Consider the following 22,875-nt stretch of genomic DNA (forward strand, 5'->3'; position numbering starts at 1 on the left):
CCGACCGCGTGAACGCCGCACGCTGTGTGAACCACTTCCACCGGGGCGTCACACCGACCCCCCACCGAGGCGCCGCAGTTGTGATGCCCCGCATAGAGCCACGTCACGTTCTAAAGGCGGTAGTACGCGCCGCACCCGCGATCCGGGGCCCGGGCGGCCCCGGGCAGCCGGTTCGGGCGCTTTGCTATGTGTTCGGGTAGTACGTCACATCCTTGCGTTGTGCCCGAAGCGCCCCTAACCATGGCTGTCGTCCCCGGGAGCACCGCTCGGGCCGGACAGCACCACGGTTCGGCAGACCGCCCCGGACGCACTGCGGAGGTTCGCCCCGCACCCGCCGCGCCACCCCCGGCCGGCACCACCATGTCGTCTCACGATGGAGTTCACTCGCGTATGACCGCCCGCACCAACACCACCAGCCGTATCGCCCGATTCCGCAAGCTCTCCGTCGCAGGCATCGCCACCGCGGGTGCCGCGGCCGCGGCGCTCACCCTGGCCCCCTCGGCCGCCCAGGCAGCACCGGTCTCGGCGAACGTCTCGGCGGCGCAGGTGTCGACGGCGCAGGTCTCGGCGGCTGACGCCCCTGCCGCCAAGCCGGCCAAGAAGGCGAAGAAGCAGTACGCCGACAACCTCGACGGCTGGATCAAGGAAGCCCTCGACATCATGAAGGCGAAGAACATCCCGGGCAGCTACGAGGGCCTCCACCGCAACATCATGCGGGAGTCCTCCGGCAACCCGAACGCGCAGAACAACTGGGACGTCAACGCCCAGAACGGCACGCCCTCCAAGGGTCTGCTCCAGGTCATCCAGCCGACCTTCGACGCCTACCACGTCGCCGGCACCCCGGACGACCTGACCGACCCGGTCGCGAACATCACGGCCGCCGCGAACTACGCGGCCGACAAGTACGGCTCGATCGACAACGTCGACTCCGCCTACTGATCCGGCTTCCCCCGGACACCCTCCACGCACACGACCCCGGCGCGATCTCTCGCGACCGGGGTCGCGCGCGTGCGCGCGCGTGTGCGCCTGATGTCCGCCCTGTGCGACTTGTGCGCCCTAGGTGCGCTCGACGTCACGGGGTGCGGGGTTCGACGTGGAAGTCGAACGCCACCGTTCCGGGATCGACCGCCGTGACGCCGCCGTCCACGGTGAGCGTCGCGCCGTTGACGAAGGACGCGGCGGGGGACAGCAGCCACGCCACGGCCTCGGCGACCTCGCCAGGCTCGCCGGGGCGGCGGGCGGGAAGGAGCCGGGTCGCCGCCTCGTAGGCCCGGTCGACGCCGGTGCTCCCCCGGCTCCCCTCCGCCGCACCGGACGCGCCGGACGCACCGGACGCGTCGAGCGCCGCCTCGTCAGCGAAGCGCGCCATCCGCCGGTCGGCCATGTCGGTGCGCACCCAGCTGGGGCACACGGTGTTGGCCCGAACCCCACGCGGCCCGTAGTCGACGGCGACCGAGCGGCACAGCTGGAGCAGCGCCGCCTTCGACGTCGCGTAGACGGCGTTGCCCACTCCGTTGCGCAGCGCCGACACCGAGGCGACGGCGACGACCGAGCCGCGGGTCTCCAGCAGGTGCGGGAGGGCGGCGCGCAGGAGGAGGAAGGGGCCGGTGACGTTGGTGCGCATCACGGTGTCCCAGTCCTCGTCGGACAGGTCGCCCACCGCGCCGCCGCGTCCGACACCGGCGTTGAGCACGACGCCGTCGAGACGCCCGTACGCGGACACGGCCGCCTCCACCAGGCCCTGCACCTGCTCCGGGTCCCCGGCGTCGGCCGGGTGCGCCAGGGCCCCGGTCTCTTCCGCGACGCGGTCCAGGGGCTCGGCACGCCGTCCCGAGACGACCACGTGGTGCCCGCTCGACCGCAACAGCCGTGCGGTGGCGGCACCGATGCCGGTGCCACCGCCGGTGATGAGCACAACTCGCTGTTCGGTCATGACTGGTCGCCCCTCCCGGTCCCGTCCCATCCCATCCCATGCAAAAGGATGCAGTGATCATAGGCGGGTCGCTGGGCGCGGGAGGGGCGACTTCGGCTCACCGACTCAGAGGCTGCGGCCCGTGCGGAAGCGGTTCAGGTCAGGCGGGGCGGCCGCCGAACGGGGCGCCCGTGCCGTAGTACGTGCCCAGTTCCTCGTTGTACCCGGCGTCGCCCAGGTGCTTCTCCCGGTCGAACTCCGGGGCGTTCTTGATCTGCTCCTTGGTGCGGTCCACGTGGATCGTCCGCTCGTCCGCGTCGATGCGGCTGACCGTGCCGGCGGGCAGGAGGACCTCCTTGCCGAAGATCCAAGGGCCGGTGTCGACCACGAGGTAGGAGGAGCCGACCTCGTCGGAGTGTTTGTCGACCTTGCCGATGGAGCCGTCCACGGCCTCGACCTTGTAGCCGGTCAGATCCGTACCGGCCGCCCAGGCGGACGTCTCGCGGTAGCCCCACACGTTGTCGGACATGAAAACAACCCCTTCATGAACTCGGCGGTACCAACGGCCGCCTCCTTCCGGCGAAGTCCGGGAGGAAGCGACCGGCTGGGGCTCCGCCTTCCCGCGAAGATCCGGAGTACGCACCGTGACTCGGGGTGGCGATGTGGACGCACCGGCTCCGGGATGGTTAGGTTAGCCTCACCTAATCGGGGGCGCCCCCGTTCTCATCCGTACCGCGAGGAGTTCCGTTGAGTGCCGCGACCGACAGCCTTCCGCCCGAGCAGACCGCGGCGGAACTCGTCCGCTCCGTGCTGGCGCGGGCAGTCTCCCTGTCCCTCGACACGGACGGACAGGACTACGACCTGATCGGCATGCACTCCGTCGACCGGAAGGGCCGCGTCACCCTCGCCGCCCAGGCCGACAGCCCGCTGGCCGCCCAGGTCGCCGTCGCGCCGCGGGGTGGCCTCGCCGCCGTGCTGGAGTTCACCGACATCGCGCCGACCCCGCTCCGCGACCGCGTGCGGGCCCGGGTGACGATGTCCGGCCGGCTCGTACCGGAAGAGCCGGAGGACGGTGATGGCCTGCGCCTGGACCTCGCGCGCGTGACGCTGCGGACGGCGGCCGGGTCGGTGGACGTCCGCCCCGACGACGTCACCCTCGCCCAGCCGGATCCCCTCGCCGTCGAGGAGGCCGCGATGCTGACGCATCTGGCCGACGCCCACGAAGACATGGTGGCGGACCTGATCGTGCTGGCCGGTGCCCGGCTGCCGCAGGGGGTGGTACGGGCCCTTCCGCTCTCCGTGGACCGGTACGGCATCACCCTGCGCTGCGAGTACCGGGAAGGCCACTGCGACCTGCGCCTCCTGTTCCCCGCCCAGGCCCGGGACGCCGCCGAAGCCGGGGAGCAGGTGCGGCGACTCCTCGCGGCGACCCGCTGCTCGCACCATCCGCACCCGCACCCGTACCCGTCAGCGCGCCCGTAGTCCCCGCCGGCCGTCAGTCGCGAAGGCCGTCGAGGTCGCCGAGGCCGTCGAGGTCGCGGAGGCCCCGGACCACCGACATCAGTTGCTCGTGGGTCTCCGCGTCGGCCGCCACCACGAGTCCACGGCCCGCTCCTCCGACCGGGGTCCCGTCGAGCGTGGTGACCACGCACCCGGCGGCCCGGCACACGGCGATGCCGGCGGCGAAGTGCACGCTCTCCGACAGGTCGTTGCCGTCGGTGACGTACGCGGCCCTCTTGCCGGCGGCGACCCAGGCCAGCGCCAGGGTCGTGGACACCACCCGCGGCCTGAACCGGGCGGTGAAGTCCGGGTGCCCCAGGAGGTCCACCGCCCGGAAGCCGGGTGCGCTCGGGAACGGCGGGTCCAGGTTGACGTCCACCAGTCGGGTGGCGGACGTGGGCACCAGCGGGGCGTCGACCCCGCCCTGCCGTACCCGCGCGGTCGTGCCGTCGGTGAAGAAGACCTCGCCGCTGAACGGGTCGGCCACCGCCGCGGCCCCGCCGCGCAGGCCCACGTTGACGGCCACCAGCATGTTGCCGACGGCGTAGTTCAGCGTGCCGCACAGGGGATCCACGAGCCACTGGCGTCCGGCATCGGTGGCCCCCTGCCGCCCGCCCTCCTCGCCGAGCACGGCGTCCTCGGGGCGCGCGGCCCGGATGACGTCCAGGATGCTGTTCTCGGCCGCCACGTCGGCGGCGGTGGCGAAGTCCCCGGCGCCCTTGTCGATGCGCGTCAGCCGCTGACCGTACAGGGAGCGCACCACGTCGGCGCCGGCACGGGCCGCCGCTATGGCAACCGTGGAATCGTCCGCTCTCGCATGGGAGTTGATCATGCCGCGCAGGTTACCGGGCGGGAACCCGGCGGCGGGGCGGTCGGGCGGCCCGGGTCGGTAGGAGTGTCCGCCGGTTCCGGCGACGTAACCTGGCTGATCGTTCCGCGTGCCCGCGCGCGGGCCGAGACGATCACGTAGGAGCCTGGCAGCGTGCACCACGACCACGACCACGAGCCCAGCACGCCGGCCGGCAGTGGCGACGACACCGGCCACGGCGGCGGCGGGCGGGACGGCCGCGCCCGGCCGGTCGACCCCGACACCGTCGTCGACGCCTGGCCCGCGCGGAGGGCCCCCGGTCCGCGTCGCCGTCAGGCGGAGATCCTCGCGGCCGTCGCGCTCGGCGGCGTACTCGGCGCCTGCGCCCGCTACGGCGCGAGCCTGCTGTGGCCCACCGTGACGGGCGCGTTCCCCTGGACCACGTTCTGGGTCAACGTCACCGGGAGCGCCGCCATGGGTTCACTCATCGTGCTCCTCACCGAGCGGGCGGCGGCGCCCCACCCGCTGGCCCGCCCCTTTCTCGGTACCGGTGTCCTCGGCGGGTACACCACTTTCTCGACGTACGCGGTCGACGCCCAGCAGCTGTTCGGCAGCGGCCGTGCGGGCACGGCGCTGCTCTATCTCGCCGCCACCCTCGTGGGGGCGCTGTTCGCCGTCTGGGCCGCGGCCGCCACGACACGGCTGCTGCTGCCACCGCGAACCGGCCACGACGGGGGCCGCGCGTGAACTGGCTGATGGTGATCGCCGGTGCGCTGGTCGGCGCGCCGCTGCGCTACCTGACCGACCGTCTTGTCCAGGCCCGGTACGGCACCGTGCTCCCTTGGGGGACGATCGCCGTGAACACCGCGGCCTGCACGCTCCTGGGCTTCCTGACCGGCGCCGTCGCGGCCACGACCGTGCCCGGTCTCGTGCACGAGTTCATCGGGCCGGGGCTCTGCGCGAGCCTGAGCACGTACTCGACCTTCTCGTACGAGACCGTCCGGCTGACCGAGACCGGTGCCAAGCCGCTGGCCGCCGCCAACGTGCTCATCAGCGTCCTCGCCGGACTGGCCGCCGCGTTCGCCGGACACGCCCTGGCCGGCGCCCTCCTCGCCTGAACCCGGCTTTCAGGTGCCGGCTTCCAGATTGGTCGCCGCCTTGGCGCGCTGAAGGGTGTGGGCGAGGCGCACCGCGTCCCCGACCGCCCAGAAGTGGAGGTAGAAGAGGCGCGGCTCGTCCCGCAGGGCGTGGTTGTGCAGCTCGACCACGCTGACCCCTCCCTTGCGCAGGGCGACGATGACGTTCTGCACCTCCCCGGCCGTCATGACGAAGTCGCCCGACACGGCGGCGCGTCCGCCGCCCACGGGCTGGAAGGTGATGGCTGTCGTGACACCCATGGCGGGCGGCACCACGTAATGGTGGTCGGTGACGGTTTCCCGGCGGGCGAAGGAGAAGCGGTAGCCGTTCTCGCTCCGGCCCCGCGCGCCGAGGGCTGCGTCGATCGCGGCGGTGTCGAGGTCCACCGCCGTCTCGCCGGCGTCATCCCGGGGCGCCGGGGTCGAGGTGGCGTCGAGCGCCGCCCGCATGGCGCGCGCCAGTGCCACCGTGTCGGCCGACAGTCCGTGCAGGTGCGTCCACCACAGGTGGGGGCGGTGGGCGAGCAGGTGCTTGTGGATCGCCGTCTGCTCCAGGGCGTGCGCCTGCATTGCATCGGTGACGTGCTGCAGTTCGGGTTCCGTGGCCACCACGTCCCCCATGAGCATCGTCCGCCCGTCGGGGTATCGGGCGAACGCCGCGTACGACGCCACCGTCACACCGGTCACCCCGTAGGACGACACGTCCAGGTCGGCGCGAGGGAACGTGACCCGGAAGACGGTACCGTCCTCCGTCAGTTTCCCGGGCGCGCCGAGTGCCTCGGCGGCGTCCTTCCAGTCGGCCAGTATCGTCACCAGCGGCCGCAACGGCCGCCCACCGCCGGTGCTTGCGCCGACGCCTGCACCGGGCGATTCGGCACCGCGGCTCGGGTACGCCTCGTCCGCCGTGCTCCGGCCCGTCGCGGTGGCATGCGGCGCCGAGCCCGCACCGGCGACGACCGGGGCCAACGCTCCGGCGGCGAGGAGCCCGCGCCGCGACGGGGCCGCCGCCGCCTTCGTATGCCGCCCTCTGCTCACGCTCACGGGTGCCTCCGGCTCTCGTGGTGGCCAGTCGATGGGGAGCACACCGTGTGTGCGAGAGCCAGGATCACCAGGTTCCCCCGCCCGGGCTAGGTGCCACGCCACCGACCCTGACCGCTCACTCACCTGGACGTCCGAGCCACGGACTCCGGCTTGCGTGCTCCGGTCCACAAGTGCTTAGAACTGCTAACAGAATGCGTCGTGTGTAGCGTGGCTGGTTTCTTCGTGGCCCGAAACCGAGGTGTCCTAGAGTCGCCGCATGCGGCGAAGGACGGGATTGGCGATAGCTGGAGTTGCAGCCTTGGCCTGGGGTGAGTGGTTGAACTGGCGCTGGTCTCGAGCGCTCGTGGGGAGTGGCGGAGGCACCTCCGCGGCCGTGGTGGTGTTGGGGTACCGGAGTCCCGAAGTGACGGCGAACTTGATCAACCGATGGCGAGTCCGTGCTGGAATCCGCTCCATCGTCGCTGACGGTGCGCATGGGACCTGCGTGATCTTCAGCGGCGGTGCGACCAGCAGCGGCGCCACTGAGGCCCAGCTGATGGCTGGCTACGCGAAGTCGGTGCTTGCGTTCGACGGCACGGTGCTCCTCGAAGACCAAAGCGCGACGACGTGGGAGAACGTCACGAACGTGATCCCACTGCTTGAGGACGTGGATCGCATCAAGATCGCCTCCCAGCCAGCTCATGCGCTCAAGGCCCGTGCTTACTTGCGGCGGCAGCGGCCCGATCTTGCAGAGAGGCTGGTGCGCGCGGACGACTACCGCCCTGGTGAGTGGATGGTCGTCAAACCGTTGTTGGCTCTGTACGGACTTTGGACACTCCGCGGCCTCAAGGCCGAAGAGCGGAAGGTCTCGCTGTAGACAGGCGCTGTCGCCTGGGCTCAAGCCTGGTGGTGCTTGAGCCGGCGCCAGCAGATGATGCCGCACCCCAGAGTGAGGAAGGCTTCGTGGATGTCGTCGCGGATCTCCCAGCGGATCCGCAGGCGGCGGAACCAGTGCAGGTGAGCGAACGTGCGCTCCACCAGCCAGCGTTGGGCGACCAGACCGGAGCCGTGCTCGATGCCGCGGCGGGCGATCAGCGGCTTCACGCCGAGATCCCAGACAAGGCGGCGGTACTTGTCGTAATCGTAGCCGCAGTCGCCCAGCACCACGTCCGGGCGGTGCCGGGGGCGGCCGCGCTTGCCTCGCACCGGCGGCACGGCCTGGAGGAGTGGGATCAGCTGGGTAACGTCGTTGCGGTTGCCGCCGGTCAAGGTGGCGGCGAGCGGTATGCCGGTGGCGTCAGTGATCAGGGGATGCCTACTGCCCGTCCCGCCCCGGCCGACAGGGCTTCGTCCCGTTTTGGGGCCCCCTTTAATGCCCGGATGTGCGAGCCGTCGACCGCTGCCCGGGAGAAGTCCAGGGCGTTCGCGCTGCGGAGCTTGGCCAGGACCACCTCGTGCAGCCAGGGCCACACCGCTGCCTCAGTCCACTCGGCCAGACGGCGCCAGCAGGTCATACCCGAGCCGAAGCCGAGTTCCCGCAGCAGGAGTTCCCAGGCGATCCCGGTATGCATCACGAACAGGATGCCCTGGAGCACCAGCTGATCCGGATGCCGCTTGCGCCCGGGGTGGCGGGCCCGCCGCTCAACCTTCGGCAACAACGGCTCGATCACCGCCCACAGCTCGTCGTCAACTTCCCACGGCTTCGACCGCGCCACCCCGCGCCCCCAGATCATCAGTCTGGGAGTGATCCAACCACCTCGAAGATCATTTCGTTAGGAGTTCTTAGGGGCGGCCTAGGAGCGCCGCCTACAACTTCCACCTCCGGCTTTGGCGTTCATGCCGTCCCCCAACAGTGCCCTGTGGCGTCGGCCGTGTGCTCTGACGGGGATGTTCGGGGAGACGGTGGTGGGGGCACGGTGGGCGGTCATGGCCGGGATGCGATGACGCGTGCCGTCCGGAGCAGGATGCGGGGGCTGGTGAGGGTCCTGGGGTGGGCGCGCATGTGGACGACGTCCATGAAGGCCTGGTTCACCTGTGAGTCCCGGACCGAGGCCTCGGTGATCCGGTCGCCCGCCCAGCGCAGGAAGGCGTAGCCGCGGGGGTAGGGGCCGGTGACGTGGGGCTGGGCCAGGTCGGCGGTGGAGGACAGTTGCCAGGCGGCGTTCACGACGGTCTCCGCGCGTCGGAAGTACGCCAGCGCGGGGTCGTACGGCCGCGCCCCGGAGCGCAGGTGTGCCGCCAGGGACGACGCCTGGAGCGTGGCAAGGGTCATGCCCTGGCCGTAGATGGGGTTGACGGAGGCGAGGGCGTCGCCGACGACGACCAGGCCGCCGGGGAAGCGCCCCAGGGACGTGTAGGTGCGCCGCCGGGCCTCTGGGAAGCGATACGGCTTGATCTCGCTGTCGGGCGCGCACCGTTCGGCCACCTCGCGCAGGGGTGGGGCGCAGCGGCGCATCCGGGCGAGGAACTCCTCGCGGTCCGCGCCGGGTGCGTGGTGCGCGTAGCCGGCCAGCACCACGCTCCAGCGGTCGCCCTCGATGGCCGTCAGCGCGCCGGGCTCGACGATGGTCGGCTGGTAGCCGCTGGCGGGGCCCGGTGTGCAGTGGGCGACGACGGTGTCGGGCAGTTCGGTGCCCCTGCGGAATGTCGCGGTGGCGTAGCCGAGGTCGATGCGCATGCGGTCGAGCCGCGCCGGATCCCAGCCGTGCCGGGTGAGCCAGGTGTCCAGCCGGCTGGAGCGGCCCATGGCGTCGACGACGAGATCGGCGGCGAGTTCGCCGGAGCCGCTGTCGTGGCCGCCGGCGGAGGCGGAGGTGGTGGCGGAGACGCGGACACCGGTCACGCGGGTTGAGTTGAGGACGAGATCGCGGGCCTGCGTTTGGTGGATACGGACGTTGGGCAGGGCCAGGACTCGCTTGCGGACCAGGTTCTCGATGCACGTGCGCGACGCGCCGATCATGGAGATGTCCCGGACGGGCGCCTTGAGCCGCCCGTCCACGTAGAACCGCACGGCTCCGCCGGTGCCGAGGCGGGCACCGCTCCGGAGCAGCTCCTGGGTGAAGTCGGGGAACCAGCGCTCGAGCTGGGTCTGGCCCATGCTGAGCAGGGCGTGGAGCTGCCCGCGGTGCGGAGCGCCGCGCCCGCCGCCCTCCTCGTCCGGCGCGTCCGGTTCGACGACGACCACGTCCTCGGCGTGGTCGCTGAGCACGCGGGCCGCCAACAGGCCGGCGATGCTTCCCCCGAGCACTACAGCCCTCTGCACGTGCACCCCTCACCGAGTCGGGCGCGAGCGTCCGACTCCTCTGTGCGGCCGTCCGGTTGCCGTCGGCGTCGCGGTCACGCCGGACACTACCCCGGCGGCGGGCCGGCCGGCGTGCGGTGAGCAGCGCGGAGGGGGAATACCGGCCGTTCAGGGCCCGGGATCGGTGCCCGTGGCGCCGCCCTGCGCGTCTGCCCGGTTCCCGAGCCGACCGGTCCGGGTTCCGTGTGCGCCCGCCGTACGGTCACGGCGCACGGGGCAACGCCTTGCGGGCGTACGGTTGCTGCTCCTCCCCCGCTGCGGGGCCGGCCGCCCGGCGGGTCCACAGCAGCGTGCCGGCCAGCAGCGCCACGGATCCCACCAGCCACGGCAGGGGCCCGGCCGGCAGCGAACCGGCGACCAGGCCGGTCACGGCTCCCGCCGACTGGAGTGCCAGGGACTGTACGGAGAGCGCGGTGGCCCGGACGGTGCTGTCCACCCGGCGGTGCAGGAGGTCGTTCTCGTTCGGGCCGGCGGCGCCGAGGCCGAAGTAGACGAGCCCGTAGCCGACGGCGGCCACGACCGCCGGTGCCGGCCCTCCCCACGCGGCCGTGACGCCGAGCAGCAGCAACCCGGCCGTACTCACCGCGAGGCTCGCCAGGGCCGCGTGCTCGCTGCTGCCCGTCAGCCGGGCGGCGAGCGGCGCGCTGTGGCTGCCGAGCGCCGTGCACAGGAAGCCCAGGCAGGCGAGCACGGCGTACACCACGGCGCCGGACTCCGGCGTACCGGTGAGGCGGGCCGCGCGTCCCGGGGTGAGGAGTTCGACGGTGGCGAGCGCCGCGCCGACCGCGGCCGCGGAGAGCAGGACCCGGCGTACGAGGGGTTCGTGCGCGCCCAGGCGCAGTCCGGCCGCCGTCGTGGCGGGGACACCGCGCAGGACCTGGCGCAGGGTCGCGGGCGGCCGGGGCGGCTCCGGCAGTGAGCAGAGCACATACGTCACGTACGCGGCGTTGACGACGGCTCCGAGGAGCGCGGGCGCCGAGAGCGGCAGGACGAGTCCGCCGGTGGCCTCAGCCATGCGGGCACCCGCGTCCGGGGCCAGGTCGAGGAGCAGCGGCAGGCCGCCGCCGAGGAGGGTTCCGGCGGCGAGCGCGGCGGCGGAGGCGGTGTTGCCGCGCGCGAGGCCGGTGCGCAGGTCGGCCCCGGCGCCGGAGTGGGCCTGGACGGTGTCCACGTACCAGGCCTCCGCCGGTCCGCTGGACAGGGCACGGCCGGCCCCCATCAGCACCATGGCGACGGCGAGGGCCCAGACGGTGGTGCCCAGGGCCATCGCGGTGAGGGCGCACAGGTTGAGCACCCCCGCGGCGGCGAGGACGGCCCGGCGGCCGACGACGTCGGCCAGGCCACCGGTCGGCAGCTCCATGACGGACACGGTCACCGAGTGGACGGCGAAGAGCCCGGCCACGACCGGGAGGGCCATGCCGCGCTCGGTCAGGAGCAGCACCTGCGCGGGTATGTACAGGCCGACCGGCAGCCAGAAGAGGAAGGTGACGGTGGCGAAGCGACGGCGTGCGGCGTCGGGGCCCAGCGGCTGCTTCACGTTCCGTCACGCTCCTCGGCCCCGCCGGCCGGCCCGGTGGCGGCGTCACGCTCCTCGGCCTCGCCGGCCGGCCCGGTGGCGGCGTCGTCCCGCTGCCCGGTGGGGAAGCCGGCGAAGAAGAGGGCGACCTGTTCGGCGCGTGCGTCGTCGGCGTCGCGGGTGACCAGTTCCTCGACGGTGCGCTCGATCGTGGTCCACAGCTCGGTGAGCGACTCGGGCGTCAGCCTGACCATGAGGTCCGAGACGCCTGCCGGTTCCAGCCAGTCGGGGCCGAGCCACCCGGCTTCCACGTCCCGCTGGAAGCCGGCGAGGGACCGCTCGAAGTGGTCCAGCTGGGCCCGGTGCAACGCCGCGCCGAAGGCGCGTGCCGTGTCCGATCCGGACATGGCGGCATTGCTCCAGCTCGTGAGCTCGTGCACCGCCTTCCAGCGCCGCTCACGACCGTCGCGGTGCTCGGCGTCGGCGATGAAGGCGTACTTGGCCAGTACGCGCAGGTGGTAGCTGGTCGAGGCGGACGACTCACCGGTACGTACGGCCAGTTCGCTCGCGGTGGCCGGTCCGTCCTGCCGCAGCAGCCCCAGCAGCCGGATCCGCAAGGGGTGGGTGAGCGCCTTGAGTGCGGCGGTGTCCTCGGCCGGGTCGAGGACACGGCGGCTGCCCATGCCGGAGAAGGGTCCATCGGTCATGGAGGGAGAGTAGGACGGCGACCCGGCTTTGCCAAGAAAGTTTTGGAGAGTGGTTCGCCGTCCCCACGGACCTCAGACGGTCAGGCGCTGGTCGGCCAGGTGGTGCCGGGGCGCGGGGGCGGGTCGTGGTCCAGGAACTCGTCCAGGATTCCCGGGCGAGCCGTGGCGGCGAGGGCGACGGCGTCGGTCGCGGCCAGGTCGCGTACGCGGTAGGCGTGTTCACCGGCGGGTACGGCCGCCGTGAGCGTGACGAGGCCGGAACGGCGCGCGGACGGGGAGGTGGAGAAGGTCCAGGCGACGATCGCCGCGCGCTCCAGGGCGAGGGTGTCCCGGCTGAACGTACCGGCTCTCACCAGGAGGTGGGGACCGTGCAGCGCGTGGCCGAGGCTTCGGTACGCGTCCCGGGCCAGGAGCCCGGAGACCGCCGTCGCCGACAGGGCGTACACCCAGGCGACGTGCAGGAACACCGGGGAGAGGAACGCCGCGAGGGCGAGGAGCGCGATCGTCGGCGGCAGGACGGCGTACAGCAGCCCCCGCACCACCCGTCGCCGCCTGGCCGCTTCGGGGTGGGCGGTCAGCGGTACGGAGTCCCAGAGTCGGGCGGGTGCGCGGAGCGCGCCGGTCAGGACGCGGACGGCCACGTCGCGTGGCGCGGGCGGGAGCAGGGCTCCGCGCGCGCGGGCCTCCTCCTTGTCCCCGAGGCCGCCCGCGACGGCGGTCGCGCTCGCTCCCCCGGCGGCGCGCAGCAGCAGCGGCTCGCGGAGGAGCACCCCGTGCAGCCGGTCGCGTTCGAGGGCGACCGAGCGGGTCGTGAGCAGGCCGCGCCGTACGGTGAGGGTGTCCTTGTCGGTCCAGGTGGCCCTGTAGCCCCACCAGTTCTCGGCGTACACCGCGAGGGCGCCGAGGGATCCGAGGGCGATCACGACGACCAGGGCGGCCGGGACGGTCAGCCACAGCATGCGGTTGCCGAACTCGGCGAACGCCCGCTGGACGAGTCCCACCCGCCACAGTTCGATACCGAGCCCGTCGAGCACGCGGTACGCCGTTCCCACGGCGACGCCCACACCGCCCACGACCCAGAAGGTGAGCGGCGCGTAACGCAGCCAGCGCCAGTCGAGGCGGCCGAGCACCGCGTCACCCTCGCCCTCGCCCTCGCTCTCACCCTCGGCTGAGCGGGTGTCCGCGTGGGCGAGCAGCGCGGCCTTGAGCCGGTGGGCCTCGGGGACGGTCACCGCGTTGAGGGTGATGACGCCGCGCTCGCCGTCCGAGGCGGTGGTGGCGGCGCGTACGACGGTGAGGCCGAGCAGGCGGTGCAGCACGGTCGCGGTCAGGTCGACGCTGCGGATGCGACTGAGGGGCACGGTGCGCCTGTGCCTGCTGAACACACCGCTGTGCAGCACGAACGCGTCGACGGTGAGCCGGTAGCGGGTCCGGGCCCAGCGGACCAGGCCCGCGGCGGAGACGGCGGCGAACGAGAGGGTGAGGGCCATCAGGGTGATGCGGGCACCCTCGGGGAGCCGTCCGCCGGTGGCCAGGACGGCGAGGCCCAGCGATCCGAGCGGCGGGGCGAGCCAGCCGCACTGGACGAGCAGGGTGCGGGCGGCGGGACGGCGCCAGCCGTCGGCGTGACGGTGCATGCGGCTCATGTTTCTCGTACGGCTCGTACGCCTCCTGTGGCGCGTACTGCTCATGCGGCTCATACGGCTCCCTCCCGGTGACCGGCCGCCGCCCGCCGCGGCTCGGCGACGCCCGCGCGCGTCGCGTGGGCGGCACGCCCGATGGCCTGGGCGACCTTCTCGGCGTCGGTCTCGGAGAGGCCCTCGATGGTGATGTCGCCCGCGGTGGAGGCCGTGGTGACGGTGAGCGTCGTCAGGCCGTACCGCCGCTGGAGGGGCCCCCGGACGGTGTCGACGGTCTGGACCTGGGACAGCGGGGCGATCCGGCGGCGCTGCCACATCCAGCCACCGGCCGCGTAGACGGCGTGGACGCCGAGTTCCCAGGCGTGAGTTTCGTGGCGGCGGCGCGGCATGAGGACCAGGTAGCCGAGAGCGGGCACGACCAGGGTGACCAGCAGGAGCGGAAGGAGCCAGGGAAGCGCGCCGCTGAAGAAGAGCGCGGAGCACAGGCCGAGCGCGAGCGCGGTGAGCAGCATCGGCCCGCTGACCACGACGAGCGCCTGGACCGTCCACCATCGGCGGGCCCGCGGGTCGACCCGGTGGCGTGGCGCCCGCAGCTGCGGGGCGGGAGGCAGGGACATGAGGAGGACCGCTTTCCAAGTCAACTGTATTGGATAGCGATACGCTACAACGGTACGAGTGACTTGCCAAAGGGCGGAGTCCGCGACGGGCCGGGCGGGGTCAGAGGGAAAGTAGGTTGTGCGGAGTGCCGAAGAAGGTGGACCACGAGGCCAGACGCTCGGAGATCGCGCAGGCGCTGTGGCGCATCGCGAGTACGCGCGGCCTCGACGGCGTGAGTCTGCGCGACGTCGCGGCGGAGGCGGACATCTCGCTGGGCAGGCTCCAGCACTACTTCCGTACCAAGGACGAGATGCTGCTCTTCGCGCTGCGGCACATCAACGTCCTGGCCGACCGGCGGATTCGCGAGCGTCTCGGCGCGCTCGCCCCGGCCGCCGGACAGGAGCCGCCGCCGAGGACCGTGCTGCGGGAGTGTCTGGCGGGCATGCTGCCGCTGGACGAGAGGAGCCGGATCGGCACGCTGGTCGGCGCGGCGTACTTCGCGCGCGCGATCCACGACGAGCGCCTGCGCGAGGAGGCCCGGGAAGGCATCCCGAAACTCGCGGAGCTCTTCGTGAGCCTCCTGCGGAGTGCCCGGGAGCGGGGCGAACTCGCGGAGGAGCGGGCGCTCGACCCGCACACCGAGGCGATGCTGCTGATCAGCCTGGTCGACGGCCTGACGGCGTACACACTGCTGGGCGTGCAGACGGGCGAGGAGGCCCTGCACCGCCTGGACGCGCACCTGGACCGGCTCTTCAGAAGCGAAAGCTGACGCTCCCCCGCTCCGCCGGTTCACGGGTCGCCCGGTGGAACAGACTGTGCGTATGACAGACGAGGCCACGCACCAACTCCTGGACCGTTTCCTCCACATGCTCCGCCCCGGCCTGCCGCTGCTGTCGGTGTGGGCCCACGGGTCACTCGCCGGCGGCGACTACCAGCCGGGCCGCAGCGACCTGGACCTCATCGCCGTCCTCGAACGACCGTGCACCGGAGAGGAGGAACAATCGCTCCGCGAGTCGCACGAGGGCCTGGGCCGCCTCGCGAACCCGCTCGTGCCGAAGCTGCACTGCAGCTACGCCGCCGCCGCGGAACTGGGCGACCCGGCCCGCCCGCACGTCACCTGGGCGCACGAGGAACTCATGCGCCGGCCCATCACCCCGGTGACGCGGCGGGAACTGCACGACTTCGGCCGCGTCCTGTACGGCGAACCCCCGAAGGCCCTCCTGCCGCCGGTGCCGGACGGTCAGTTGACCGGCTACATCGTCGAGAACTTCGCGGACTACTGGCGCCCTCGCCTGGACCGTCCGGAGCTGTGGACCGAGAACTCCTGGGTCGACCTCGGGCTGCTGGTCCTCGCCAGGGCCACGGTGACCCTGAGGGACGGCCGGCTGATCACCAAGGCCGAGGCACTCGACGTCCTCCTGGAGATGGGCGCCCCCGCGGAGGTCGTGGCCGACGTCCGGCGGCGTCGTTACGACACCTCCGCGGCCGACACGTCGGAGCAGTGGCTCGCACGGCGGGCGGAACTGACCCTCGCCTTCCTCCGCCCCGCGATCGACCGGATCGTCGCACGGGCAGGCTGAGTCGCCGCGCCACCCTCCCCCGGGCGTCCCTCCCCCAGGCGCCCCTCCCCCGTGCTCCAGGCCCTGTCGCTCGGATCATCGCGAATGACACCCCGGTGGGCTACGTGGCGGCCCAGTGACCCGCGTCGTTCCGGTTCCCCTCCGCCGCCCGGCGCGTCGCGTCCGGCGATCCGAGCAGACCGTACGGCAGATACCCGGACCGGACGCCGAGTTCCCACCCATGGGCCTGGACGGCGAGGCAGGCCAGGGCGAGGGTGCCGAGGGGAAGGAGGGACCGGGGCGCGGGATCGCCGGCATCGGCCTCGACGCCTTCCCGGTACGCGACCAGCCGGGCCACGAGGGCGTCCTCGAAGGCGTGCTGGTCGTCGTCGAGGAGCACGCGGAGCAGCTGCTGCTCCGCGCTGAGCGCGTCGCCGACCTCGTCGAGCCTCCGGGCGGCCCTCGCGCGCTCCCCGGCGTCGGGCTTGCGCAGCGGAACCGTCGGCCAGTCGCGGGGCAGATGCCCGGCCGCCTCGGTGAGGTAGGGGCACAGGGCGTCCATGGCGGCGAGGTCGGCGGGGTCGGAGACGGAGGTGTACCGGTTGTAGGGCACGCCGTCACGGATGGCGGACGCGTAGTCGCCGCGCAGCATCAGCCCGGTGACCCGCTCCCAGTCCCACACGTGCCCGCTGACGACGCACAGCTCGAATGTGTCGAGCCAGGTCCGCGCGGTGGGCGCCTCCGTGACGACGTCCCGGAAGGTGATGCCCCCGTCCCCGAACTCGTCGTCGTCCGGGTCCGTGCTGATCCGCTCCCCGACGAGGGGGAACCGGAGTTCCTGGTCCCCTTCCGGAAAGCACATGATGCTCAGCACTCCGTGCACGCACTCCGCGGCGGTGACGGCGACCGTGCGCGCGGCGGCGTCGAGCCCCGGCTCCGTCACCGTTCGCGCGGCGACATGGTCGAGCAGTTCGTCCGCCATGTCCCGGATCAGAGTCGGCGAGATGCTGCCGTACCGCAGCGAGTGCCACCGCGCATAGGCCCGCCCGCGAATGTCGTCGAGCGCCTCGGCCAACCGCTGCTCGCTGATCTGATGACATGCCACATCTCGCATGCGCCCCCGCCCCTTCATGGACTCCCCGACTGGACTGAGCACGCTATCAACCGGCACTGACAGCACCGGCGGAGCGCCGGCCGGGCGGCGCGACGGGTCGCCGATGCGGGCGGCCGGTTCGCCGATGCGGGCGGCGGCCGTCCGCCAGGCGTCCGTCACGGCTCCGTACGCCTGGGCCGTACGCGCCACCGCGTCCCCCGTCAGCATCAGCGGCGCCCCCAGGTGGACGTGCAGGCGGGGGCGCCGGACCGGAGCCGTGGCGAGTCCCGCGAGCCACTTGGCCGTGCCGCCCGACGCGACCCGGCGCGCACCGGCCTGGCCGACCGGAACGACGGGCGCGCCGGTGCGCTCGGCGAGCCGGGCGAGCCCGCTGCGGAAGGCGCCCGGCGCCGCCTCGGCGGCGTCCGTGCGTGCGGGGATACCGCCCTCGGCGTAGATGAGGACCGACGCGCCCCGGTCGAGGGCCTCCGCGGCGAGGTCGAGCGCCTGCGCGGCGCGCCGGTCCCTGCGGAAGACCGGGATGTGGCCCTCGCGGGCGAGCGCCCCGCCGAGCAGGGGCAGGCGCCACAGCCCGGCTGCCGCCATGACGACCGGCTGGACACCGAGCCGGCGCAGCGCGGCCAGCACGATGGCGGGGTCGGCGAGCGAGGTGTGGTTCGCGGCGACGATGCTGCCGGGCGCGATGACGGCACCGGCGTCGGACGTCACCGTGAGGCGCCCGAAGGCGGGCACCAGGGTGTGGCTGAGGCGGCTGAGCATGTGGGTCTCCCGTTCCGGCGATGTGCCCCCTCATCGTCGGCGGGCCGGGGACGGCCGGCCTGAGCGCTGCTACTCAGTCGCCCTCGGCCCGGTACCCAGTCCGGCGTCATGGCCCGGCCCGCGGCGGGTCGGGACGCCGGTGCCGGGCACGCCGGTGTCCGGGGGGCGTCAGGACGCTCCGGGCGGGGTCAGCCGGCGGCGCAGTCGGTGCAGCCCTCGGCGGGCGTGGCTCTTGACGGTGCCCAGGGGCAGACCCGTGCGGCGGGCGATCTGCGCCTGGCTGAGGTCGTCGTAGAACGCCATGTGCAGCACCGCCCGCTGCGCCTCCGGCAGCAGGGACAGCTCGTGGACCACGCACACCCGGTTCAGCACGTCCTCGGTGCGGGGGCCGCGCGGGGCGGTCGTGTGCTGGGCGCGCTCCGCCCGGGCCGTGAGGTCGGCGCGGCGGGTGCGGGCGGCGAGGGCGTCGGCGACCTTGCGGCGGGTGATGCCGACGAGCCAGGCGGACAGCGGTCCGCGCTCGGGCCGGTAGCCCGCGCGGCCGTGCCAGGCGGCGAAGAACACCTGCTGGGTGACGTCCTCCGCCTCGGCGGTATCGGCGAGCGCGCGCAGGGCGAGCCCGTGCACGAGCGCGCCCCACCGGGCGTACGCGGCGGCCATGGCCTCCTCCTCGCCCCGGACGACCCGCGCGGCGAGGTCCTCGTCCGCCGGTCCGGGGCGGGTGGCGGTGACAACGGGCTTGTCCGTCATGGTGGTTGCTCCTTCTCACCGGTGCGGGGCCGGTGCCGGGGACGGGCACGACCGAGCCGCTTCGACGGCGCCCCGGAGCGCCCGGGACGCCGCTCTGGGGCCCACCGTGCGGAGAGCAAGATCACCTGGGCAACTCGCAACGCTTGTGCATCGGATAATCGGTGCGTGAACGATTCCGTTGAGCCCAGCGTGACGACCGGGCCCGGTACGAAGCACGGACCCGATACGACGGCCGGACCCGATACGGCGGCCGAGCCCGGAACGGCGATCGAAGCCGACACGGCGGCCGGGCCCGGTATGACGACCGGGGCCGTGGCGCGGTTGCTCGGTGTCTCGCCGGTGACGCTGCGGTCCTGGGACCGGCGGTACGGGCTGGGGCCGGCGGACCGACGTGCGGGCGGGCACCGCCGGTGGCGGCCGGCCGACCTCGCGGTACTGCGGGAGATGTGCCGGCTGACCGCGTCCGGGGTGCCGCCCGCGGAGGCCGCCCTGGCGGCACGGCAACGGGACCGGCGCGCGGCCGGCGAACCGGGCTCCCTCCTGCCCGTCGTCGCTCCGTCCGGCGGGCGTGCCCTCGTACCGCCTCCGCGCCCCGACGGGGCGCCGGGCGCCGCGGACGGCACCTCCCGGGCCGGGCCTCCGCCCGGAACCCCCGGCGCCGTACCGCCACCGGCACCGCTGCCGTCGCCACCACCGCCGTTGCCGCCCTTGTCGCCGGCCGAGGTGCGCCGGGAGTGCCGTGGGCTCGCGCGGGCCGCGGTGCGGCTGGACGCCCCGGCGATGGAAGACCTGCTCGCCACGCTCGTGGGGCGGTTCGGGCCCGTCGCCGCGTGGGAGGAGGTGATGGTGCCGGTGCTGCACGCCGTGGGCCGGACGTGGGAGACGTCGGGCGACCGGTACGTCGAGGTGGAGCACCTCCTGTCGTGGCACGTGTCGACGGCGCTGCGCCGGGCGCCGGCGCGCACGCCCGACTCGGCGTCGCGGGGGCCCGTCCTCCTGGCGTGCGTACCCGACGAGCAGCACAGCCTGGCCCTGGAGGCGCTGGCCGCGGCGCTCGGCGGGTCGGGGCTGGCGTACCGGATGCTCGGCGCCGCCGTTCCGGTCGAGGCCCTGGGCGCGGCGGTACGCAGGACGGGCCCGGCCGCGGTGGTGCTGTGGTCGCAGTCCCGTTCGACGGCGAACGTGCCGCTGGCGCGGGACGTGGCCGCCACGGGCTGGGGCGTACGGGGAGCCAGGACCGCTCCGGCCGTGCTGACCGCGGGGCCGGGGTGGGCGGGGCCCCGTCCGGCCGGTGTCCTGCGGCCGCTGTCCCTGCGGGAGGCGGTGACCGCGCTGAACGGAGTGTGCGCGACCGGTCCCGCGCCCGGCGCGGGGCCTTCCTGAACCGGCGACGGCCGTCGGCGTGGGGCCCGCCGCGGCAGCCGTCACTCCCGGGCCGGCTCCCGGTCCCGGTCCGGGTCCGGGTCCCGGCTCCGCCCTCCGTCTCCGCCCCGGTCCCGGTCAAGGTCCCGTGCCCGGCGGAATCGGGCGAGGCCTTCGGCGAGGTCGACGATCGGGTCGGGGTAGTCCTGGCGGGGCCGGCGGCCGGGCGGGAGTTTCCAGGGTTCGTGGATGGCGGGCCCCTCGACGCCGGCGAGTTCGGGGACCCACCGGCGTACGTAGGCGCCGTCGGGGTCGTAGCGTTTGCCCTGGATGACGGGGTTGAGGACGCGGTTGGGGCGGCTGTCGGTGCCGGTTCCCGCCACCCACTGCCAGTTGAGCTGGTTGTTGGCGATGTCGCCGTCGACCAGCAGGGACAGGAAGTGCCGGGCGCCGATGCGCCAGTCGACGTAGAGCGTCTTGGCGAGGAAGCTCGCCGTCAGGAGCCGGCCGCGGTTGTGCATCCAGCCCTCGTGGGCGAGTTGGCGCATGGCGGCGTCGACGATCGGGTAGCCCGTCATGCCCTGCTTCCACGCCTCGATGTCGTCGGCGGCGGTCTCGTCCGTGCGCCACTGGTCGTGCCTGGTGCGGTAGTCGCGGTCGGCGCAGGCCGGGCGGGCGGCGAGGACCTGGCGGTGGAAGTCCCGCCAGCACACCTGGCGTACGAACGCCTCGGCGCCCGGGCCGCCGGCGCGGCGGGCCCGGTGGACGGCCTCGGCCGCCGAGAGGGTGCCGAAGTGCAGGTGCGGCGAGAGCCGGGAGGTGGCGTCCCCGGCCAGGTCGTCGTGGCGCGTGTCGTAGGCGGTCGCCGCGCCGCGCAGCCATGCCGTCAGGCGCTTGCGCCCTTCCTTCTCGCCGCCTGCCGCGAGCGCCGGGGAGGTTCCGGTCACCTCGGAGCGGGCGGGGACGGGTTCGGAGGACACCGTGTCGGGGACCGGCACCCGGCGCGGGGCGGTGAGCGGTTCGTGCGGCCGGTGGTCGTTCCAGCGCCGGAAGTAGGGGGTGAACACGGCGAAGTGGTCGGAGCCCGCCGGGGTGAGCGCGCCCGGCTCGACGGCCGTGACGACGCCGTCGTGGACGTAGAGGCGGCGGCCGTCCGCCTCCAGTGCGGCGCGCAGGCGGTCCTCCCGGTGGCGGGCGTAACGGGTGTGCTCGCCGGCCATGTGGACCTCGTCCGCGCCGGCCTCGGCGGCGACGGCGCAGGTCTGCCGCACCACGTCCCCCGACCGGACGATCAGGCGCCCGCCGCGGGCGCGCAGGCCCTCGTCGAGGTCGCGCAGGCAGTCGGCGAGGAACGCGCTGCGGTTGGGGACCGCGAAGCCGGCCTTCTCGATGGCCCGGTCGCGGACGAACAGCGGCACCACCTGCCTGTCGCCGCCGAGCGCGGCCCGGAGCGGCGGGTGGTCGTGCAGCCGCAGGTCGTTGGTGAACAGCACGACGGAGACGGTCATGACGCCAACCCCCGGCGGCTGCCGGTGCCGGGGCCGGACTTCGTGCGGGTCCGCGCCTCGTCCTGGGCCGCGCGGGTGATGTTGCGGGCCATTCCGCCGAAGACGGTGGCGTGGAAGGGGGACACGGCCCACCAGTAGGCGTGGCCCAGCAGTCCGCGGGGGTGGAACAGGGCGCGCTGGCGATAGATGCTGCGACCCTCGCCGTCGTCCTCGGCGTACATCTCCAGCCAGGCGAGGCCCGGCAGCCGCATCTCGGCGCGCAGCCGCAGCAGGGTGCCGGGGTCGATCTCCTCGACGCGCCAGAAGTCCAGCGAGTCACCGACCCGGAGATGGTGGGCGTCGCGGCGGCCCCGGCGCAGGCCGACACCGCCGGCGAGCCGGTCCAGCCAGCCGCGTACGGCCCAGGCGAGCGGGAAGGAGTACCAGCCGTTCTCGCCGCCGATGCCCTCGATGACCCGCCACAGGGCGTCGGCCGGGGCGTCGACGTGGCGTTCTCGGCGGTCGGTGTAGAGGCTGCCGCCGGCCCAGTCGGGGTCGGTGGGCAGGGGGTCGCTGGGTGCGCCCGGTACGGCGGCGGAGGACCAGCGGGTGGTGACCTGGGCCTCGCGGACCCGCCGCAGGGCGAGGGTGAGGGCCTCGTCGCAGCCGATGGGGTGGCCGGGCGGGTCGGGGACGTACCGGGCGATGTCGTGTTCCCGGCAGACGACTTCGTGACGGAGTGACTCGGCGAGCGGCCGGGCGATGGCGGGCGGTACGGGGGTGACGAGGCCGACCCAGAGGCTGGAGAGGTTGGGGGTGAGGACGGGGACGGGCAGGATCAGCCGTCGTGGCAGTCCGGACACGACCGCGTAGCGGCGCATCAGGTCGCGGTAGGTCAGTACGTCGGGGCCGCCGATGTCGAAGGCGCGGTTGACGTCGGGGGGCATGGCGGCGCTGCCGACGAGGTAGCGCAGGACGTCCCGTACGCCGATGGGCTGGATGCGGGTGCGCACCCAGCTCGGGGTGATCATGACGGGGAGCCGTTCGGTGAGGTAGCGGAGCATCTCGAAGGAGGCGGAGCCGGAGCCGAGGACGACGGCGGCGCGCAGCACGGTGGTGGGCACGCCGGAGTCCAGGAGGATGCGGCCGACCTCGGCGCGGGAGCGCAGGTGCGGGGAGAGCCCGCTCGCGGGCACGCCGGCGGGGGTGAGGCCGCCGAGGTAGACGATGCGCCGGACACCGGCCTCGCGGGCGCAGCGGCCGAAGAGGCGGGCGGCGTCCCGGTCGGTCTCCTCGAAGTCCCGTCCGGTGCCCAGGGCGTGGACGAGGTAGTAGGCCACGTCGACGTCGCGCAGCGCGGCGCGCAGCGATTCCTCGTCGGTGACGTCGCCACGGGCCACGTCGACCCGCCCGGCCCAAGGGTGGTCGCGCAGTTTGCCGGGCGTGCGGGCCAGGCACCGCACCCGGTGCCCGGCGTCGAGCAGTTCCGGAACCAGCCTGCCGCCGATGTAGCCGGTGGCGCCGGTCACCAGGCACAGGCGTGCGCCGTTCGGGTTGGTCATGGGGGCTCCCTGCCGGATGGTCCTGACCCTTCCACGTTCCCCCCTGCCTCTTCCTTCCGCCCGGCGGACCCGTCCGGATGCGTACATCTGTCCCGCGCGGTGTGCATCCGGCGGCCGTCGCGCGGCACAAGTACTCCTGCGAGCC

The 22,875-nt window shown here is 73.6% G+C and carries 22 protein-coding genes and 1 pseudogene; 8 read left to right on the plus strand and 15 right to left on the minus strand.

The window, feature by feature from the left end; genetic code table 11:
• Positions 1 to 390: 390 nt before the first annotated feature.
• Positions 391 to 939: a transglycosylase SLT domain-containing protein gene (locus EIZ62_RS00325; protein WP_156690709.1), complete on the plus strand. Its 549-nt coding sequence runs from the start codon at positions 391 to 393 to the stop codon at positions 937 to 939.
• A gap of 133 nt (positions 940 to 1,072) precedes the next feature.
• Here EIZ62_RS00325 and EIZ62_RS00330 read toward each other — a convergent pair whose 3' ends face one another.
• Positions 1,073 to 1,933 carry an SDR family NAD(P)-dependent oxidoreductase gene (locus EIZ62_RS00330; protein WP_156690710.1) on the minus strand — a complete coding sequence of 287 codons (861 nt, stop codon included), beginning with the start codon at positions 1,931 to 1,933 and terminating at the stop codon, positions 1,073 to 1,075.
• 139 nt (positions 1,934 to 2,072) lie between these two features.
• A complete protein-coding gene (locus EIZ62_RS00335) occupies positions 2,073 to 2,441 on the minus strand; it encodes a PRC-barrel domain-containing protein (RefSeq protein ID WP_156690711.1) in 369 nt (122 codons plus the stop codon).
• A gap of 218 nt (positions 2,442 to 2,659) precedes the next feature.
• Between EIZ62_RS00335 and EIZ62_RS00340 the strand changes: the two genes are divergently transcribed.
• Positions 2,660 to 3,394, plus strand: a complete 735-nt coding sequence (locus EIZ62_RS00340) for a DUF2470 domain-containing protein (RefSeq protein ID WP_156690712.1) — start codon at positions 2,660 to 2,662, stop codon at positions 3,392 to 3,394.
• A 13-nt stretch (positions 3,395 to 3,407) separates the two neighbouring features.
• On the opposite strand, the gene EIZ62_RS00345 is transcribed toward EIZ62_RS00340, so the two are convergent.
• Positions 3,408 to 4,244: an inositol monophosphatase family protein gene (locus tag EIZ62_RS00345; RefSeq protein WP_156690713.1), complete on the minus strand. Its 837-nt coding sequence runs from the start codon at positions 4,242 to 4,244 to the stop codon at positions 3,408 to 3,410.
• 150 nt (positions 4,245 to 4,394) lie between these two features.
• On the opposite strand from EIZ62_RS00345, the gene EIZ62_RS00350 reads away from it, so the two are divergent.
• Together EIZ62_RS00350 and EIZ62_RS00355 are read left to right on the plus strand one after the other, a co-directional pair.
• Positions 4,395 to 4,967, plus strand: a complete 573-nt coding sequence (locus tag EIZ62_RS00350; RefSeq protein ID WP_156690714.1) for a FluC/FEX family fluoride channel — start codon at positions 4,395 to 4,397, stop codon at positions 4,965 to 4,967.
• Positions 4,964 to 5,338 (plus strand): fluoride efflux transporter FluC, encoded by a 375-nt coding sequence (locus EIZ62_RS00355; protein WP_156690715.1) that lies wholly within the window; start codon positions 4,964 to 4,966, stop codon positions 5,336 to 5,338. Before EIZ62_RS00350 ends, EIZ62_RS00355 begins: the two co-directional genes overlap by 4 nt.
• A gap of 9 nt (positions 5,339 to 5,347) precedes the next feature.
• Here EIZ62_RS00355 and EIZ62_RS00360 read toward each other — a convergent pair whose 3' ends face one another.
• A complete protein-coding gene (locus tag EIZ62_RS00360) occupies positions 5,348 to 6,397 on the minus strand; it encodes an LppY/LpqO family protein (RefSeq protein WP_208827718.1) in 1,050 nt (349 codons plus the stop codon).
• 256 nt (positions 6,398 to 6,653) lie between these two features.
• Here EIZ62_RS00360 and EIZ62_RS00365 point away from each other — a divergent pair, with 256 nt between their 5' ends.
• Positions 6,654 to 7,253 (plus strand): YdcF family protein, encoded by a 600-nt coding sequence (locus EIZ62_RS00365; RefSeq protein WP_156690716.1) that lies wholly within the window; start codon positions 6,654 to 6,656, stop codon positions 7,251 to 7,253.
• Between the two features lie 20 nt (positions 7,254 to 7,273).
• On the opposite strand, the gene EIZ62_RS00370 is transcribed toward EIZ62_RS00365, so the two are convergent.
• The 6 genes from EIZ62_RS00370 to EIZ62_RS00395 all read right to left on the minus strand — a co-directional run bounded on the left by EIZ62_RS00370 (position 7,274) and on the right by EIZ62_RS00395 (position 14,157).
• Positions 7,274 to 8,109 (minus strand): IS5 family transposase gene (locus EIZ62_RS00370; RefSeq protein WP_156690717.1). Its coding sequence is split into 2 segments (ribosomal slippage): positions 7,274 to 7,749 and positions 7,749 to 8,109, totalling 837 coding nucleotides; the frame shifts between segments, so codons are not numbered across the junction.
• 191 nt (positions 8,110 to 8,300) lie between these two features.
• On the minus strand, positions 8,301 to 9,638 hold the full coding sequence (locus EIZ62_RS00375; RefSeq protein ID WP_156690718.1) for an FAD-dependent oxidoreductase: 1,338 nt from the start codon (positions 9,636 to 9,638) through the stop codon (positions 8,301 to 8,303).
• Positions 9,639 to 9,879: 241 nt separating this feature from the next.
• Positions 9,880 to 11,214, minus strand: coding sequence for an MFS transporter (locus tag EIZ62_RS00380; RefSeq protein WP_244375317.1), 1,335 nt, complete (start codon positions 11,212 to 11,214; stop codon positions 9,880 to 9,882).
• Complete coding sequence (locus tag EIZ62_RS00385) at positions 11,211 to 11,900, minus strand: ArsR/SmtB family transcription factor (RefSeq protein ID WP_244375319.1); 690 nt, start codon at positions 11,898 to 11,900, stop codon at positions 11,211 to 11,213. Before EIZ62_RS00385 ends, EIZ62_RS00380 begins: the two co-directional genes overlap by 4 nt.
• An 80-nt stretch (positions 11,901 to 11,980) precedes the next feature.
• The gene (locus EIZ62_RS00390; protein ID WP_244375321.1) at positions 11,981 to 13,537 is read right to left on the minus strand and encodes a PH domain-containing protein; all 1,557 of its coding nucleotides are present in this window, start codon (positions 13,535 to 13,537) and stop codon (positions 11,981 to 11,983) included.
• Positions 13,538 to 13,596: 59 nt separating this feature from the next.
• Positions 13,597 to 14,157 carry a PH domain-containing protein gene (locus tag EIZ62_RS00395; RefSeq protein WP_156696109.1) on the minus strand — a complete coding sequence of 187 codons (561 nt, stop codon included), beginning with the start codon at positions 14,155 to 14,157 and terminating at the stop codon, positions 13,597 to 13,599.
• Positions 14,158 to 14,282: 125 nt separating this feature from the next.
• Between EIZ62_RS00395 and EIZ62_RS00400 the strand changes: the two genes are divergently transcribed.
• Together EIZ62_RS00400 and EIZ62_RS00405 are read left to right on the plus strand one after the other, a co-directional pair.
• Positions 14,283 to 14,906, plus strand: a complete 624-nt coding sequence (locus tag EIZ62_RS00400; protein WP_156690720.1) for a TetR/AcrR family transcriptional regulator — start codon at positions 14,283 to 14,285, stop codon at positions 14,904 to 14,906.
• A 52-nt stretch (positions 14,907 to 14,958) separates the two neighbouring features.
• Positions 14,959 to 15,717 (plus strand): nucleotidyltransferase domain-containing protein, encoded by a 759-nt coding sequence (locus EIZ62_RS00405; protein WP_156690721.1) that lies wholly within the window; start codon positions 14,959 to 14,961, stop codon positions 15,715 to 15,717.
• A 100-nt stretch (positions 15,718 to 15,817) separates the two neighbouring features.
• On the opposite strand, the gene EIZ62_RS00410 is transcribed toward EIZ62_RS00405, so the two are convergent.
• The 3 genes and pseudogenes from EIZ62_RS00410 to EIZ62_RS00420 all read right to left on the minus strand — a co-directional run bounded on the left by EIZ62_RS00410 (position 15,818) and on the right by EIZ62_RS00420 (position 18,319).
• Positions 15,818 to 16,810 (minus strand): immunity 49 family protein, encoded by a 993-nt coding sequence (locus EIZ62_RS00410; RefSeq protein ID WP_156696110.1) that lies wholly within the window; start codon positions 16,808 to 16,810, stop codon positions 15,818 to 15,820.
• A 108-nt stretch (positions 16,811 to 16,918) separates the two neighbouring features.
• Positions 16,919 to 17,569, minus strand: a pseudogene (locus EIZ62_RS00415) (lysophospholipid acyltransferase family protein); the annotation flags it as partial.
• 168 nt (positions 17,570 to 17,737) lie between these two features.
• On the minus strand, positions 17,738 to 18,319 hold the full coding sequence (locus EIZ62_RS00420; protein WP_156690722.1) for a sigma-70 family RNA polymerase sigma factor: 582 nt from the start codon (positions 18,317 to 18,319) through the stop codon (positions 17,738 to 17,740).
• Between the two features lie 297 nt (positions 18,320 to 18,616).
• Here EIZ62_RS00420 and EIZ62_RS00425 point away from each other — a divergent pair, with 297 nt between their 5' ends.
• Positions 18,617 to 19,702 (plus strand): MerR family transcriptional regulator, encoded by a 1,086-nt coding sequence (locus tag EIZ62_RS00425; protein ID WP_156696111.1) that lies wholly within the window; start codon positions 18,617 to 18,619, stop codon positions 19,700 to 19,702.
• A gap of 41 nt (positions 19,703 to 19,743) precedes the next feature.
• Here the strand turns inward: EIZ62_RS00425 and EIZ62_RS00430 are convergent, their stop codons facing one another.
• Both EIZ62_RS00430 and EIZ62_RS00435 read right to left on the minus strand, forming a co-directional pair.
• Positions 19,744 to 21,189 (minus strand): cryptochrome/photolyase family protein, encoded by a 1,446-nt coding sequence (locus EIZ62_RS00430; protein ID WP_156690723.1) that lies wholly within the window; start codon positions 21,187 to 21,189, stop codon positions 19,744 to 19,746.
• Positions 21,186 to 22,730, minus strand: coding sequence for an SDR family oxidoreductase (locus EIZ62_RS00435; RefSeq protein ID WP_156690724.1), 1,545 nt, complete (start codon positions 22,728 to 22,730; stop codon positions 21,186 to 21,188). Before EIZ62_RS00435 ends, EIZ62_RS00430 begins: the two co-directional genes overlap by 4 nt.
• Positions 22,731 to 22,875 lie beyond the last annotated feature (145 nt).

Origin of the sequence: Streptomyces ficellus, from assembly GCF_009739905.1 — a bacterium.
In the GTDB taxonomy this organism is placed as follows: Bacteria; Actinomycetota; Actinomycetes; order Streptomycetales; family Streptomycetaceae; genus Streptomyces; species Streptomyces ficellus_A.